Here is a 15,929-nt window from a genome sequence, read left to right on the forward strand (position 1 = left end):
AGGCAGCAATCATGTCTATTCGTCGTTTTTCCACTACCGCACTGGCCGTAGTGTTGTCTTTAACGTTTGCAACGGCTCCGGTCATGGCTAATCCTGGCAACGGGAATGGCAATGGTCACGGAAACGGAGGCGGACAGGGTAACAGCGGCAATCATGGTAACGGGAATTCTGGTAACGCCGGTAACCATGGTAATAAACAAAATAACGGTCAGGATAACCCTGGTAAATCGGATAAGAACTTCAAAAACAGCAAAGATGTCGGTAATGACGTTGATGCTCGCGTGAGCTTCGATCATGCCCGCCATCTGGCCGTGAATTACGGCTTAACGGGCTATAAGTCTCTGCCTCCGGGGATCGCAAAAAACCTGGCGCGCGGTAAACCACTGCCTCCGGGTATTGCGAAGAAGGCCGTGCCGGCCTCAATGCTGGACCAGCTTCCTTCCTATCCCGGCTATGAATGGCGCGTAGTGGGTGACGACCTGGTCTTAATTGCGCTGAGTACTGCCATTGTGACGTCCGTTATTAACGGCGTCTTTAAATAGAATATAAAAAGGCCCGGTTTTTACCGGGCCTTTTCTTTAATACATCACTTTGTGACCGTACTGTTCAAGAATACCTTTGACGCGTTCCATCGTCTCTTTTTTCGGCGGCTTCACGCCATCGAGCTTGTACTCTTCACCCATGGCCACCCATTTATGTTTACCCAGCTCGTGATAGGGCAGAAGCTCGATTTTCTCGACGTTGCCCATGTCGCGGGTGAATTCCCCCAGGCGGTGCGCGGAGTCGTCGTCATCTGACCAGCCTGGTACCACCACGTAGCGGATCCAGGTTTTGATGCCTTTATCGGCAATGTATTTGGCAAACTCCAGCGTGCGGTGGTTGGAGACGCCCACCAGGTTCTGGTGGATCTCATCGTTCATCTGTTTGAGATCGAGCATCACCAGATCGGTCACCTCGAGCAGTTCATCAATTACCGGATCGTAGCGACGTACAAAGCCATTGGTATCCAGGCAGGTATGAATGCCTTCTTTGTGGCAGGCGCGGAACCAGTCGCGGACAAATTCAGCCTGAAGAATGGCTTCACCGCCGGATGCGGTCACACCGCCACCTGAAGCGTTCATAAAGTGGCGATAGGTCACCACCTCTTTCATCAGATCGTCGACGGTGACTTCTTTACCGCCGTGCGTGTCCCAGGTGTCGCGATTATGACAGTACAGGCAGCGCATCAGGCAGCCCTGGAAAAAGGTGATAAAGCGGATACCCGGGCCATCGACGGTGCCACAGGATTCAAAGGAGTGAATACGACCAATAGTTGACATTGCGGTGATATCTCCATCATCGGCCCGTCCCGGGCCTGTGTATGCACAGCTCAAAGCCGGCTGTGTTAAGTCTGTTTTGGCTGTTATCCATTCAGTATAGATAGCGGACAAAAGAGACTGAGGTGGAGAGGGTGCTAAAAAGGCCCCACTGACGTGGAGCCTTTATTGTACGCTTGTTAACGCGTGATTTCAGTCAATTCCACTTACATGGACTGAGTGAAAGTACGGGTGATAACGTCCTGCTGCTGTTCTTTAGTCAGGGAGTTAAAACGTACTGCGTAGCCAGATACGCGGATGGTCAGCTGAGGATATTTCTCAGGATGTTCCATCGCGTCGAGCAGCATTTCACGGTTCATGACGTTCACGTTCAGGTGCTGACCACCTTCGATGGACGCTTCGTGGTGGAAGTAACCATCCATCAGACCCGCGAGGTTAGTTTTACGCACTTCGTCGTCTTTACCCAGCGCGTTTGGCACGATAGAGAAGGTGTAAGAGATACCATCTTTCGCGTAAGCAAACGGCAGTTTAGCAACGGAAGTCAGAGAGGCAACCGCACCTTTCTGGTCACGACCGTGCATTGGGTTCGCACCTGGGCCGAATGGCGCGCCAGCACGACGACCGTCTGGGGTGTTACCGGTTTTCTTACCATACACAACGTTAGAGGTGATGGTCAGAACAGACTGAGTCGGGATAGCGTTACGGTAGGTAGTCAGTTTCTGAATTTTCTTCATGAAACGTTCTACCAGGTCAACCGCCATGTCATCAACGCGAGAATCGTTGTTACCAAACTGCGGATATTCGCCTTCGATTTCGAAGTCGATAGCCAGACCGTCTTCGTCACGAATTGGTTTAACTTTCGCATATTTGATTGCAGACAGGGAGTCAGCAGCAACGGACAGACCTGCGATACCACACGCCATGGTGCGGATAACGTCACGGTCGTGCAGCGCCATCAGAGAAGCTTCGTAGCTGTACTTGTCGTGCATGTAGTGGATAACGTTCAGCGCAGTGACGTACTGTTTCGCCAGCCAGTCCATGAAGTGATCCATGCGGTCCATCACTTCGTCGAAGTTCAGAACGTCGCCTTTGATCGGCTCAGACTTAGGACCAACCTGCATTTTCAGTTTTTCATCAACGCCGCCGTTGATAGCGTACAGCATGGTTTTCGCCAGGTTTGCACGCGCACCGAAGAACTGCATTTGTTTACCAACAACCATTGGGCTTACGCAGCAAGCGATAGCGTAATCGTCGTTGTTGAAGTCCGGACGCATCAGGTCATCGTTCTCGTACTGCAGAGAAGAGGTGTCGATGGACACTTTAGCGGCGAATTTCTTGAAGTTCAGAGGCAGTTTTTCAGACCACAGAACGGTGATGTTCGGCTCCGGAGAAGGACCCATGGTGTACAGGGTGTTCAGGAAGCGGAAGCTGTTTTTGGTCACCAGAGTACGGCCGTCAACGCCCATACCGCCGATGGATTCAGTTGCCCAGATTGGGTCACCGGAGAACAGCTCATCGTATTCAGGCGTACGCAGGAAGCGAACCATACGCAGTTTCATGACCAGGTGGTCAATCATTTCCTGAGCGTCTTGCTCGGTGATTTTGCCTGCTTTCAGGTCACGTTCGATGTAAGCATCCAGGAAGGTGGATACGCGACCGAAGGACATCGCAGCACCGTTCTGAGACTTAACTGCGGCCAGGTAGCCGAAGTAGGTCCACTGGATAGCTTCCTGAGCGTTGGTAGCAGGACCAGAGATATCGCAGCCGTATTTAGCCGCCATCTCTTTGATCTGACCCAGCGCGCGGTGCTGTTCAGCGATCTCTTCACGCAGACGGATAGTCGCTTCCAGGTTTACGCCGTTTTCCAGATCGGACTGCAGGGAAACAAACTGCGCGTACTTGTCTTTCATCAGGAAGTCGATACCGTACAGCGCAACGCGACGGTAGTCACCGATGATACGACCACGGCCATACGCATCTGGCAGACCAGTCAGAACGCCAGATTTACGGCAGTTCAGAATGTCTTTGGTGTAAACATCGAATACGCCCTGGTTGTGGGTTTTGCGGTATTCGGTGAAGATTTTTTTCAGCATTGGGTCCAGCTCGCGGTTATACGCTTTGCAGGAACCTTCAACCATTTTAATACCACCGAACGGGATGATTGCGCGTTTCAGTGGTGCTTCAGTCTGCAGACCAACGATTTTCTCAAGGGCTTTGTTGATATAGCCAGCATCGTGAGAAGTGATGGTGGAAGCAACGGAGGTGTCAAAATCAACTGGCGCGTGAGTGCGGTTTTCCAGTTTAACGCCTTCCATTACGCTGTCCCACAGCTTGGTGGTCGCGTCAGTTGCGCCAGCCAGGAAGGATTCGTCACCTTCATACGGGGTATAGTTTTTCTGAATGAAGTCACGTACGTTTACCTCATTCTGCCAGTCACCTTTCGCAAAACCTTCCCAGGCTGTGGCTAACTTTTCATTAAGCTCGGACATGTAACACCTACCTTCTTAAGTGGATTTTTTATTTACTGCCTGAGAAAACCATCAATGATGATCGTCGCCACGCAGGTAAATGACCCAGTATGTCAACCCAACTAACAGACCCCCACCGATAATGTTCCCGATAGTGACAGGGATCAGGTTATCAGTAATGAAATTCATAATAGTCAGGTGAGAGAAACTTTCCGGGGATGAACCAACTGCGGTCCAGAACTCCGGGCTCGCAAAGTCGCGGATAACAATGCCCATTGGGATCATGAACATATTCGCGATACTGTGCTCAAAGCCGCTGGCAACAAACATCGCAACCGGCAGAACCATAATTAAGGCTTTGTCCATCAGGCTACGACCCGAGTAGCTCATCCATACAGCCAGGCAGACCATCAGGTTAGCGAGGATGCCGAGAGCAACGGCTTCGATAAATGTGTGGTGCATTTTGTGGTCGGCGGTTTGCAGGACGTTAAGGCCCCAGCCACCGTTGGCGGTCATGTACTCGCCAGAAAGCCACATCAACAAAACAAAGAGCAGACAGCCAACCAGGTTACCCACGTAAACATTAAGCCAGTTACGTGCCAGCTGACCCCAGGTAATTCTTCCGCTGGCCTTTGCCACGACAATCAGCACCGTTGAGGTGAAGAGGTCGGCGCCGCAAATGACGCAAAGAATCAGACCCAGTGAGAAACAAATGCCGCCAATCAGTTTGGCCATGCCGAAAGGCATTCCGGCAGTACCGGTGGTGGCGGTGATGTAGAAGACGAAAGCGATAGAGATGAACACACCAGCCGTGATCGCCAGATAGAACGTCTTCATCGGGTGTTTCGTTGCTTTATAGACACCTGCTTCTTCGGCAACTTTGGCCATCGCAGCAGGGAGTAAAAGATCAAAAGGGTTGTCAGCTTTCACACTAACTCTCTCTTTATTAAGTCGGCGACGAGATACTAACAAAGCATTATAGAAGAGAAATTGATATAGATCATATCTCGCCTGGCTTATAGGCCCGCAGTGTGTATGGATTTACAGCAAATGCGGAGTAAGTATTTGATTATCCGTATAAAAATAAATTTTAAAAGTTATGAAAAGAGTTGAATTTTTTCGTTCGGCCACCTCTTTATCAGTTAATTAATATGGAGTATTAACCATAAAAAGTAACAGTAAAGCCCAGATCAATATTATTATATTTACCCGTGTTTAACTTTATTATTACAATCAACAATCATTGCCGAAGAAAATAAAAAACGGGGCAATGAAATTGCCCCGTAATATAGCCCAGACGATTGAATACGCCTACTGCTGGTAATGTTATATGCGCTTATTTTGACCAGTAAGCAGCTTTTGCTTTCTGCAGCTTTTCGTAGGCCTTCAGCAGTGACTGATGCGCCGGGAAGGCTTTCAGATCGCTATCAACAGCCTGCAGGCCATAGAACGGCGCTTCGCCGCTCAGGGCCGCGCTGGCTGCTTCAACGGCCTCAGCCCCGTACATACGCACGAAAGCATTCAGGTATTGCAGCGGTTCGCGATCCTCTTCCTGTGCAAGCAGCAGCAGGGTTTGCAGGCAACGGTAATAATTGGTGCGCTCGGCAGAGAAGACCGACTGGTTGAACTCCATGGTCCACTCGGTCCAGGCCAGGGCCTGATCCAGATCGCCACCCGCCAGAGCCAGCATTGCTTTCAGTTCACCGATACGCAGGGTATACCAGCCGTTATCTTTACCGGTCGCCAGACCCAGGAGTTCGCGTACGCGGGTGAAGTCATCGTGGCCTTCTTCGTCCAGTTGGGCGATCAGGTTCAGGTAATCTTCTTTCTCCCATTCACTGCCCGGCAGAGCCAGCAGCGTTTCGCGCAGATGGGCGCCCATGCTGTTGTTTGCCAGCCACAGGTCTTCCGCTGGATAGATATCAGACATGCCAGGCACGATGATGCGGCACGCGTAAACGCCCAGGTGCTCGTAATCGGCAATGTACACTTCCTGGTCTTCCGCGTTGAAGATCGCCATCAGCGTGGCGAACTCTTCTTCCGTGGTACCGGCGAAGCTCCAGTCCACGAACGGATAGTCCGCGTCCTGCTTGAACATATCCCAGGAAATTAAGCCGCTGGAATCGATGAAGTGGGTTTCGAGGTTGGTATGCTCGGCCACTTCTTCATCGTCAAACGTTGGCGGCGTAAACACGTCGAGATCTTTCAGGCTACGGCCCTGCAGCAGCTCAGTGACGGTACGCTCCAGCGCCACGCCGAAGTCCGGGTGCGCGCCGAAGGAGGCGAAGCAGGTACCGTTGGTCGGGTTAAACAGCACGACGCAGATCACCGGATACTTGCCGCCCAGCGAGCCGTCATACGCGAAGATTGGGAAACCTTCTGCTTCCAGTTTGGCGATGGATTCCACCACGCCCGGGTAGCGCGCCAGCACGTCTGCCGGAATTTCAGGCAGGCTGATGGATTCGGCAATAATGCGGTTTTTGATGTGACGCTCGAAGACTTCAGACAGACCCTGCACGCGCGCTTCATTGCGGGTGTTACCGGCGGACATGCCGTTAGACACATACAGGTTGCCGACGATGTTCATCGGGATATAGACGGTCTGCTCGTCAGACTGACGGGTAAAGGGCAGGGCGCAAATACCGCGATCGTCGTTTCCGGACTGCAGATCGATCAGCATGCTGGCGGTCAGTTCGTTTTCCGGATCGTAGAAAGCACGCAGACGCGCGTCGAGAATACCTTCCGGCAGTTCGTCGTCTTCCGTCAGTGGGAACCATTTTTCGTTCGGATAGTGAACGAACGGGCCGTTGGCGATGGTTTCGCCCAGCCAGAAGTCAGCGAAGAAATAGTTGGTGGACAGACGCTCAAAATACTCACCCAGCGCGGAGGCCAGTGCCGCTTTTTTCGTCGCGCCTTTACCGTTGGTAAAGCACAGGGCACAGTCTTTATCGCGAATATGCACGGACCAGACATGAGGCACCGGATTGAGCCAGGAGGCTTCTTCGATGTTAAAACCCAGGTCGGTCAGTTTCTGCTGGAAGCGAGCGATGGAATCTTCCAGAGCGGCGTCTTTGCCGGGGATAAACGTTTGAGTCATGGCGTTCACTTTTATCGTACGTAAAGCGCGCAATGATACGGGTTTTGCGTGACGGGTGCTATCTTCGGCGAAAATAAATGCCTGAGCTATGCTTACAGTCAGTAACCTACTGTTAAGGCATAGAAAAATGAAAGCGTTTGATCTCCAGCGGATGGCGTTTGATAAAGTCCCTCCAGAGTTTTTAGGCGAAGTCGCGCTTCGCAGCCTGTATACCTTCGTCCTCGTGTTCCTGTTTCTCAAAATTACGGGCCGCCGTGGCGTAAGGCAGATGTCGCTCTTTGAAGTATTGATTATCCTGACGCTGGGTTCCGCGGCGGGGGATGTCGCCTTCTATGATGATGTGCCGATGGTGCCGGTCTTCATCGTTTTTGTCTCCCTGGCGCTGCTTTACCGGCTTGTCATGTGGCTGATGTCGAAAAGTGAAAAGCTGGAAGATCTGCTTGAAGGGAAGCCGGTCGTTATCGTCGAGGACGGTCAGTTGGCCTGGGAAAACGTTCAGAGCGCCAATATGACCGAGTTTGAGTTCTTTATGGAGCTACGCCTCAACAGCGTGGAACAGCTCGGGCAGGTGCGTCTGGCGATCATGGAAACCAACGGGCAGATTAGCGTCTATTACTATTCTGACGATGAGGTGAGGCCGGGACTGTGCATCCTGCCGGATATGCTGATCGAGCGTTTCAGAACCGTACCTGAGTCAGGCGAGTACGCCTGCGTGAGATGTAGCCATGTCGTCGCGATGCAGCCGGGGGATCGTCAATTATGCCCCCGCTGTGCAAATCCGGAATGGACGAAGGTTAGCCGGGCTAAACGCATCACCTGACAGCCATTTTGTCGGTTTTGTCCTGGCGAGGCGGCAGATTGTTTTGTGTGACGTGGGGCACATTTCACGGGTCATAAGTTTTAGACATTGCGGCGCGTGTCACTGAATGATAAAACCGATATCCACAGTTATAACTTATGGCTTTTAGCGTGGTGAGGGGAAATGGCTCAAGTCTTTAATTTCAGTTCAGGTCCGGCAATGTTACCGGCAGACGTGCTTAAACAGGCTCAACAGGAACTTTGTGACTGGAACGGTCTGGGAACGTCGGTGATGGAAATCAGCCACCGGGGTAAAGAGTTTATTCAGGTGGCGGAAGAGGCAGAAAAGGATTTTCGCGATCTGCTGAATATTCCCTCGAACTACAAAGTATTGTTCTGTCACGGCGGCGGGCGCGGCCAGTTTGCGGGCGTACCGCTGAACATCCTGGGCGATAAAACGACGGCAGACTACGTTGACGCAGGCTACTGGGCGGCCAGTGCGGTGAAAGAAGCGCACAAATACTGCACGCCGAATGTGATCGACGCCAAAGTGACTGTTGACGGCCTGCGCGCCGTGAAGCCAATGAGCGAGTGGCAGCTTTCTGATAACGCCGCGTATCTGCACTACTGCCCGAACGAAACCATTGACGGCATTGCCATCGACGAGACGCCAAACTTCGGCAGCGATGTCGTGGTTGCCGCTGACTTCTCCTCCACCATTCTGTCTGCGCCAATTGACGTCAGCCGTTATGGCGTGATCTACGCGGGCGCACAGAAAAATATCGGCCCTGCAGGCCTGACGATTGTTATCGTGCGTGAAGATCTGCTGGGTAAAGCGCATACATCCTGCCCGTCGATTCTTGATTACACCGTGCTGAACGACAACGATTCTATGTTCAACACCCCACCGACGTTTGCCTGGTACCTCTCCGGCCTGGTCTTCAAATGGCTGAAGCAAAACGGCGGCGTGGCGCAGATGGACAAAGTGAATCAGCAGAAAGCCGAACTGCTGTATGGCGTGATCGACAAGAGCGATTTCTACCGCAACGATGTGGCGAAAGCTAACCGTTCCCGCATGAACGTGCCGTTCCAGCTGGCGGACAGCAACCTGGATAAAGTGTTCCTGGAAGAGTCCTTCGCGGCAGGCTTGCACGCGCTCAAAGGTCACCGTGTCGTGGGCGGCATGCGTGCCTCCATCTATAACGCGATGCCGCTGGAAGGCGTTAAAGCTCTGACCGATTTCATGATCGACTTCGAACGTCGCCACGGTTAATTGCGCTGTTTTCACCCCCGTAGCCCTGCTGCGGGGTTTTTATTATGTTGAGTTGAGAGTTAAGTTTTCATGGAATCCCTGACGTTACAACCTATCGCGCGGGTAGATGGCACCATTAATCTGCCTGGTTCAAAAAGTGTCTCGAACCGCGCTCTGCTGCTGGCAGCACTGGCAAACGGCACCACCGTCCTTACAAACCTGCTGGACAGCGATGACGTGCGCCATATGCTCAATGCGCTGAAAGCGTTGGGCGTTCATTACACTCTCTCCGACGATCGCACCCGCTGCGAAGTGACCGGCAACGGCGGCGCGCTGCAGACGGGTGAAGAGCTTGAGCTGTTTCTGGGCAACGCGGGTACCGCGATGCGTCCGCTGGCGGCGGCTCTGTGTCTTGGGCGCAACAACATTGTGCTGACCGGTGAGCCGCGCATGAAAGAGCGTCCGATTGGTCATCTGGTGGATGCCCTGCGTCAGGGCGGCGCGCAGATTGAGTATCTGGAGCAGGAAAATTATCCGCCACTGCGTCTGCGCGGGGGCTTTACCGGCGGTCACGTCGAGGTTGACGGCAGCGTTTCCAGCCAGTTCCTGACCGCGCTGCTGATGACCGCGCCGCTGGCACCGCAGGATACGGTAATTACGATTAAAGGCGAGCTGGTCTCCAAACCGTATATCGATATCACGCTGCACCTGATGAAAACCTTCGGCGTCGAGGTGGAAAACCAGTCTTATCAGCGCTTCGTAGTACGTGGGGCGCAGCAGTACCAGTCGCCGGGCAGCTATCTTGTTGAAGGCGACGCCTCGTCGGCTTCTTACTTCCTGGCGGCGGGCGCCATCAAAGGCGGTACCGTGAAGGTGACTGGTATTGGCCGCAACAGCGTGCAGGGCGATATCCGTTTTGCGGACGTGCTGGAGAAAATGGGCGCGGTTGTGACCTGGGGCGATGACTTCATCTCCTGTACCCGCGGCGAGCTGAAGGCCATCGACATGGACATGAACCATATTCCGGATGCGGCGATGACCATTGCCACAGCGGCGCTGTTTGCAAAAGGCACCACCACGCTGCGTAATATCTACAACTGGCGCGTAAAAGAAACCGACCGACTGTTCGCGATGGCGACTGAGCTGCGTAAGGTCGGCGCTGAGGTGGAAGAGGGCGAAGACTACATTCGCGTCACGCCTCCTGCAAAACTGCAGGTTGCCGAGATCGGAACCTACAACGATCACCGTATGGCGATGTGCTTCTCGCTGGTGGCGTTGTCAGACACGCCTGTCACCATTCTTGATCCAAAATGTACGGCGAAAACGTTCCCGGACTACTTCGAACAGCTGGCACGCATTAGCACGCTGGCCTGATAACGCCTGCCGCATCACCCGATGCGGCATTTCCTTACGCTTCCTGACGAACACATCCGTTCATTTCTTCTACACTCTGCTTCAATCAATCCGTAATTTGCACGCAAAGGTAACAGTTGCGCACGTTGACGCGTATAATGCGCGGCGTTCATGTAAACGGTATGCCTTATTTAAGGAGAAAAAGATGACGGCAATTGCCCCGGTAATCACCATTGATGGGCCGAGTGGCGCAGGGAAAGGGACTCTGTGCAAAGCGATGGCGGAAGCATTGCAATGGCATCTTTTAGATTCGGGAGCAATCTATCGCGTGCTGGCTCTGGCTGCGCTGCATCATCATGTGGACGTGGCGTCTGAAGAAGCGCTGGTTCCGCTGGCTGCACATCTTGATGTGCGTTTCGTGTCGACCGATGGCAACCTGGAAGTCATCCTTGAAGGGGAAGACGTGAGCGGGGAAATTCGTACTCAGGAAGTGGCGAATGCGGCCTCCCAGGTAGCAGCCTTCCCGCGCGTTCGTGAGGCATTGTTACGTCGTCAGCGCGCGTTTCGTGAAGCACCGGGCTTGATCGCAGACGGACGCGATATGGGAACCGTGGTATTCCCTGATGCACCTGTGAAAATTTTCCTTGACGCCTCTTCGGAAGAACGTGCTCAACGCCGCATGCTTCAGTTGCAGGAAAAGGGGTTTAGTGTTAACTTTGATCGCCTTTTATCCGAGATAAAAGAGCGCGATGACCGCGATCGTAACCGCGCCGTCGCCCCACTTGTTCCAGCAGAAGATGCATTAGTTCTGGATTCAACCAGTTTAACTATTGAGCAAGTGATTGAAAAAGCGCTACAATATGCGCGCCAAAAACTGGCACTCGCGTAATCGCGACCGATTTAGCAGTACCCCCGCTGCAAGGGATTGACGGCGGGTATGTGAAACAACCCCATCCGGCACGGAGCCAGGTGGACGTTAATATTAACCTGAAGATTAAACATGACTGAATCTTTTGCTCAACTGTTTGAAGAATCCTTAAAAGAAATCGAAACCCGCCCGGGTTCCATCGTTCGCGGTGTTGTTGTTGCTATCGACAAAGACGTAGTACTGGTTGACGCCGGTCTGAAATCTGAGTCCGCCATTCCGGCAGAGCAGTTCAAAAACGCCCAGGGCGAGCTGGAAATCCAGGTTGGCGACGAAGTTGACGTTGCTCTGGACGCAGTAGAAGACGGCTTCGGTGAAACCCTGCTTTCTCGTGAGAAAGCGAAACGTCACGAAGCATGGATCACGCTGGAAAAAGCTTACGAAGAAGCTGAAACTGTGGTCGGTGTTATCAACGGCAAAGTTAAAGGTGGCTTCACTGTTGAGCTGAATGGTATTCGTGCGTTCCTGCCAGGTTCTCTGGTAGACGTTCGTCCAGTTCGTGACACCCTGCACCTGGAAGGTAAAGAGCTTGAGTTCAAAGTAATCAAGCTGGACCAGAAGCGTAACAACGTTGTTGTTTCCCGTCGTGCCGTTATCGAATCCGAAAACAGCGCAGAACGCGATCAGCTGCTGGAAAACCTGCAGGAAGGCATGGAAGTCAAAGGTATCGTTAAGAACCTCACTGACTACGGCGCATTCGTTGACCTGGGCGGCGTTGATGGCCTGCTGCACATCACCGACATGGCGTGGAAACGCGTTAAGCACCCAAGCGAAATCGTGAACGTGGGCGACGAAATCACTGTTAAAGTGCTGAAGTTCGACCGCGAGCGTACTCGTGTATCCCTCGGCCTGAAACAGCTGGGCGAAGATCCATGGGTAGCTATCGCTAAGCGTTACCCAGAAGGTACTAAACTGACTGGTCGCGTAACCAACCTGACTGACTACGGCTGCTTCGTTGAAATCGAAGAAGGCGTTGAAGGTCTGGTGCACGTTTCCGAAATGGACTGGACCAACAAAAACATCCACCCATCCAAAGTTGTTAACGTTGGTGATGTAGTGGAAGTGATGGTTCTGGATATCGACGAAGAACGTCGTCGTATCTCCCTGGGCCTGAAGCAGTGCAAAAACAACCCATGGCAGCAGTTCGCGGAAACCCACAACAAGGGTGACCGTGTTGAAGGTAAAATCAAGTCTATCACTGACTTCGGTATCTTCATCGGCCTGGACGGCGGCATCGATGGCTTGGTTCACCTGTCTGACATCTCCTGGAACGTTGCAGGCGAAGAAGCAGTTCGTGAATACAAAAAAGGCGACGAAATCGCTGCAGTTGTTCTGCAGGTTGACGCAGAGCGTGAGCGTATCTCCCTGGGCGTTAAACAGCTCGCAGAAGATCCGTTCAACAACTGGGTTGCACTGAACAAGAAAGGCGCAATCGTAAACGGTAAAGTGACTGCAGTTGACGCTAAAGGCGCAACCGTAGAACTGGCTGACGGCGTTGAAGGTTACCTGCGCGCTTCTGAAGCTTCCCGTGACCGCGTTGAAGATGCCACTCTGGTTCTGAACGTAGGCGACGACGTTGAAGCTAAGTTCACCGGTGTTGACCGTAAGAACCGTGCAATCAGCCTGTCTGTTCGTGCTAAAGACGAAGCTGATGAGAAAGATGCAATCGCAACTGTTAACAAACAGGAAGATGCAAACTTCTCTAACAACGCAATGGCTGAAGCTTTCAAAGCAGCTAAAGGCGAGTAATATCAGGTTCTCAGCATCATGTGCGCTGTAATGCATTTACAGCGTGAAGGATGAGGAGCAAACTTGACAGATTACAGGATTCGTCCTGTAATCAATAACAAAGGGCGGCTACGGCCGCCCTTGTTTAATGAGCTGTTCAGCTAATTGGTTTGAAAGGAACCGGAGGAATCATGACCAAGTCAGAATTGATTGAAAGACTTGCCAGTCAGCAACCGCATATCCCTGCCAAAGCAGTGGAAGATGCCGTAAAAGAGATGCTGGAGCATATGGCCTCCACTCTTGCCCAGGGCGAGCGCATTGAAATCCGCGGTTTCGGTAGTTTTTCTCTGCACTATCGTGCTCCACGTACCGGGCGTAACCCGAAAACTGGCGATAAAGTCGAGCTGGAAGGTAAGTACGTTCCACACTTTAAGCCGGGTAAAGAACTGCGCGATCGCGCCAATATTTACGGCAACTGAGTTTAGCCAGCCGGTTAAACTGGGTTCGAAAGAAAGCACCTGCGGGTGCTTTTTTTGTACCCGTCGCTTTCTTTCTGAAGGTGCCCCGCATTTTCCGTTTCGTTTTCTGCAACCCGTAAAATACCTTGCTGCGCTTGCTGTAAATCGCATCCTTCACACCTGACGACCCGCTCAACCTGCTTGCATACTGCCACCCTGAAACAGGGAGGTAGCAATGGGAATTCCCGCGCTTAGTGTCTGCGCCATGCTGGCGATAGTTCCGTTACTCTGGTTACCTGAATTGCCGTCACCTTACGCCGTGTGGGTCATGGTGGCTGGCGGGATAGTGCTTGCTGCATGGCAAAACCGTCGAGTGAAGTATGCTGGTATCACGCTGTTATTTTGTGCGTGGGGCATTCTGGCCGCGCAAGAGAGCGTCTGGCCGATGCAGCATTTAACAACGGGGGCCGTGCAGGCTGAGGTAGAGCTCACCGCGACCGACGGCGCCACTTTGCATCAGGGAAACATTCGCAGCGTCGATGGCAAGCGCTGGTGGGCCTCCACCGGCGTAACGCTGTATGGCAATTATCTGCCGCAGAAAGCCTGTGCCGGTCAGCGCTGGACCATGACGCTCAGGCTCAGGCCTGCACACGGCGAACTGAACGACGGCGGTTATGATGCTCAGCGCAGCGCTTTTGCCCGACATCAAACGTTGAGCGGGCGCTTCACCCGTGCGGAACTCGTCGACGGGCGCTGCAGCCTGCGAGCGCAATATCTGCTGTCGCTGGAAAACCGACTTTCTGCTTATCCATGGGGAGCGGTTATCCTGGGCCTTGGGATGGGGGAACGCCTGGATGTACCGCGGGAAATAAAAGATCTGATGCGGGAAACCGGCACGCTGCATTTGATGGCGATTTCGGGTCTGCATATCGCACTGGCAGCCTCTCTCGTCTGGTTACTTGCACGTGGACTCCAGTTTTTATTACCCAGCCATCGGGTCCACTGGCAAATGCCTCTCCTTGCCGGGTTAATCTTTGCTGCTTTCTACGCCTGGCTTACCGGCCTGCAACCGCCTGCGCTGCGGACGGTCATCGCACTTGCTGTGCTTGCCATGTTGCGGATCGCTGGCCGTCAATGGTCGCCCTGGCAGGTATGGGGGTGCTGTATCGCGGCGATACTGTTAAACGATCCGTTAGCCGTACTTTCGCAGAGTCTGGCTTTGTCAGCCTTTGCCGTCGCCGCGCTGATTTTTTGGTTTCAGTGGCTGCCGCTTCCTGACTGGCAGTGGGCAAGACGTATACAGCCGCTAGTGAACCTGATTTATCTGCAGGTCGGCATGTTGCTTCTGCTCATGCCGTTACAGGTTCTGATTTTCCATGGCTTCAGCCTCTCATCCCTGGTCGCGAATCTCTTTGCCGTGCCCCTGGTAACGTTTGTCTCCGTCCCGCTGATCCTGCTCGGTATGCTGCTCCATCTGCTACCGCTGGCAGCGGTTGAAAGTGCCATCTGGTTTGCTGCCGATAAGTCGCTTGCGGGACTCTTCTGGCTACTGATGCGCCTGCCTGATGGCTGGCAGAATGTCGATCAACGCTGGCAAACTATGGCATTACTGCCGTGGTTGATCATCATTGCCTGGCGTTTTCGTGCCTGGAAAACTGTTCCTGCCGTTTGTCTTGCAGGCAGCGTCTTACTGACGTTTCCTCTCTGGCGAGAGGCAAAAAGCGAGAGCTGGACGCTGCATATGCTGGATGTGGGGCAGGGGCTGGCCATGGTCATTGAAAGGCAGGGAAAAGCCATTCTTTATGATACCGGGCTCGCCTGGCCGGACGGAGACAGCGCGCAGCGGTTAATTATTCCCTGGCTTCGCTGGCATCACCTGCGGCCAGACGGGGTGATTCTCAGTCATGAACACCTCGACCATGCAGGAGGCCTCATTTCGTTGCAAAAAGCATGGCCGGATATATGGATAAGAAGCCCGTTGCGCAGGACGGGACACCATCCCTGTTTTCGTGGGCAGAAATGGGAATGGCAGGGGTTAACCTTCACCGTCCACTGGCCCCCTGAAAATTACCCGGCCCAGGGGAATAACCGTTCCTGCGTGGTAAAGGTGGACGACGGGGAGCAAAGTGTTCTGTTAACAGGAGATATTGAAGCGCAAGCGGAACAGGCTATGCTTAGCCATTACTGGCGTTATATGACGTCCACGCTGATACAGGTGCCCCATCATGGCAGCAATACCTCGTCTTCATTGCCGCTGGTACAGCGGGTGGGAGGACAGATTGCCCTGGATTCCGCGGCCCGCTATAACGCATGGCATTTCCCGTCAGCAAAAGTTGTCCGACGCTATCGAAAAGAGGGGTATATCTGGCACGATACCCCTCATTCAGGACAAATATCGGTGACATTCTCGCAACATCACTGGCAAATCCGGCGCTTGCGAGAGCAAATTTTACCACGTTGGTATCATCAGTGGTTTGGCGCGCCCGTCGATAACGGGTAGAATATGCGGCTATTTCAACAATGCTGGTTTTTTG

12 protein-coding genes are annotated in these 15,929 nt (G+C 53.0%); 8 read left to right on the forward strand and 4 right to left on the reverse strand.

What is annotated here, in order from left to right:
• The first annotated feature begins 11 nt into the window (after positions 1-11).
• A complete protein-coding gene (locus tag V1572_RS10210; RefSeq protein WP_048027194.1) occupies positions 12-542 on the forward strand; it encodes an anti-virulence regulator CigR family protein in 531 nt (176 codons plus the stop codon).
• A gap of 36 nt (positions 543-578) precedes the next feature.
• On the opposite strand, the gene pflA is transcribed toward V1572_RS10210, so the two are convergent.
• The 4 genes from pflA to ycaO form a co-directional block, all read right to left on the reverse strand.
• Positions 579-1,319: a pyruvate formate lyase 1-activating protein gene (gene pflA / locus V1572_RS10215; protein ID WP_008499976.1), complete on the reverse strand. Its 741-nt coding sequence runs from the start codon at positions 1,317-1,319 to the stop codon at positions 579-581.
• Positions 1,320-1,522: 203 nt separating this feature from the next.
• Positions 1,523-3,805 (reverse strand): formate C-acetyltransferase, encoded by a 2,283-nt coding sequence (gene pflB / locus V1572_RS10220; RefSeq protein WP_023310992.1) that lies wholly within the window; start codon positions 3,803-3,805, stop codon positions 1,523-1,525.
• 51 nt (positions 3,806-3,856) lie between these two features.
• Positions 3,857-4,714, reverse strand: a complete 858-nt coding sequence (focA, locus tag V1572_RS10225) for a formate transporter FocA (protein WP_008499974.1) — start codon at positions 4,712-4,714, stop codon at positions 3,857-3,859.
• 406 nt (positions 4,715-5,120) lie between these two features.
• A complete protein-coding gene (ycaO, locus tag V1572_RS10230; RefSeq protein WP_045417297.1) occupies positions 5,121-6,881 on the reverse strand; it encodes a 30S ribosomal protein S12 methylthiotransferase accessory factor YcaO in 1,761 nt (586 codons plus the stop codon).
• 127 nt (positions 6,882-7,008) lie between these two features.
• Between ycaO and V1572_RS10235 the strand changes: the two genes are divergently transcribed.
• The 7 genes from V1572_RS10235 to V1572_RS10265 all read left to right on the forward strand — a co-directional run bounded on the left by V1572_RS10235 (position 7,009) and on the right by V1572_RS10265 (position 15,895).
• A complete protein-coding gene (locus tag V1572_RS10235) occupies positions 7,009-7,701 on the forward strand; it encodes a DUF421 domain-containing protein (protein ID WP_045908389.1) in 693 nt (230 codons plus the stop codon).
• A 162-nt stretch (positions 7,702-7,863) separates the two neighbouring features.
• Entirely contained in the window at positions 7,864-8,952 is a 1,089-nt protein-coding gene (gene serC / locus V1572_RS10240) for a 3-phosphoserine/phosphohydroxythreonine transaminase (protein WP_045908388.1), read from the forward strand.
• A gap of 69 nt (positions 8,953-9,021) precedes the next feature.
• Positions 9,022-10,305 carry a 3-phosphoshikimate 1-carboxyvinyltransferase gene (aroA, locus tag V1572_RS10245; protein ID WP_045908387.1) on the forward strand — a complete coding sequence of 428 codons (1,284 nt, stop codon included), beginning with the start codon at positions 9,022-9,024 and terminating at the stop codon, positions 10,303-10,305.
• Positions 10,306-10,489: 184 nt separating this feature from the next.
• Positions 10,490-11,173 (forward strand): (d)CMP kinase, encoded by a 684-nt coding sequence (cmk, locus tag V1572_RS10250; protein WP_024907794.1) that lies wholly within the window; start codon positions 10,490-10,492, stop codon positions 11,171-11,173.
• A 111-nt stretch (positions 11,174-11,284) separates the two neighbouring features.
• On the forward strand, positions 11,285-12,958 hold the full coding sequence (gene rpsA / locus V1572_RS10255; protein ID WP_008499966.1) for a 30S ribosomal protein S1: 1,674 nt from the start codon (positions 11,285-11,287) through the stop codon (positions 12,956-12,958).
• A gap of 170 nt (positions 12,959-13,128) precedes the next feature.
• A complete protein-coding gene (gene ihfB, locus V1572_RS10260; RefSeq protein WP_008499965.1) occupies positions 13,129-13,416 on the forward strand; it encodes an integration host factor subunit beta in 288 nt (95 codons plus the stop codon).
• Between the two features lie 214 nt (positions 13,417-13,630).
• Entirely contained in the window at positions 13,631-15,895 is a 2,265-nt protein-coding gene (locus V1572_RS10265; RefSeq protein WP_395299932.1) for a ComEC family protein, read from the forward strand.
• The last annotated feature ends 34 nt before the right edge of the window (positions 15,896-15,929 follow it).

Source organism: Enterobacter quasiroggenkampii (assembly GCF_043972695.1).
Classification (GTDB): Bacteria; Pseudomonadota; Gammaproteobacteria; order Enterobacterales; family Enterobacteriaceae; genus Enterobacter; species Enterobacter quasiroggenkampii.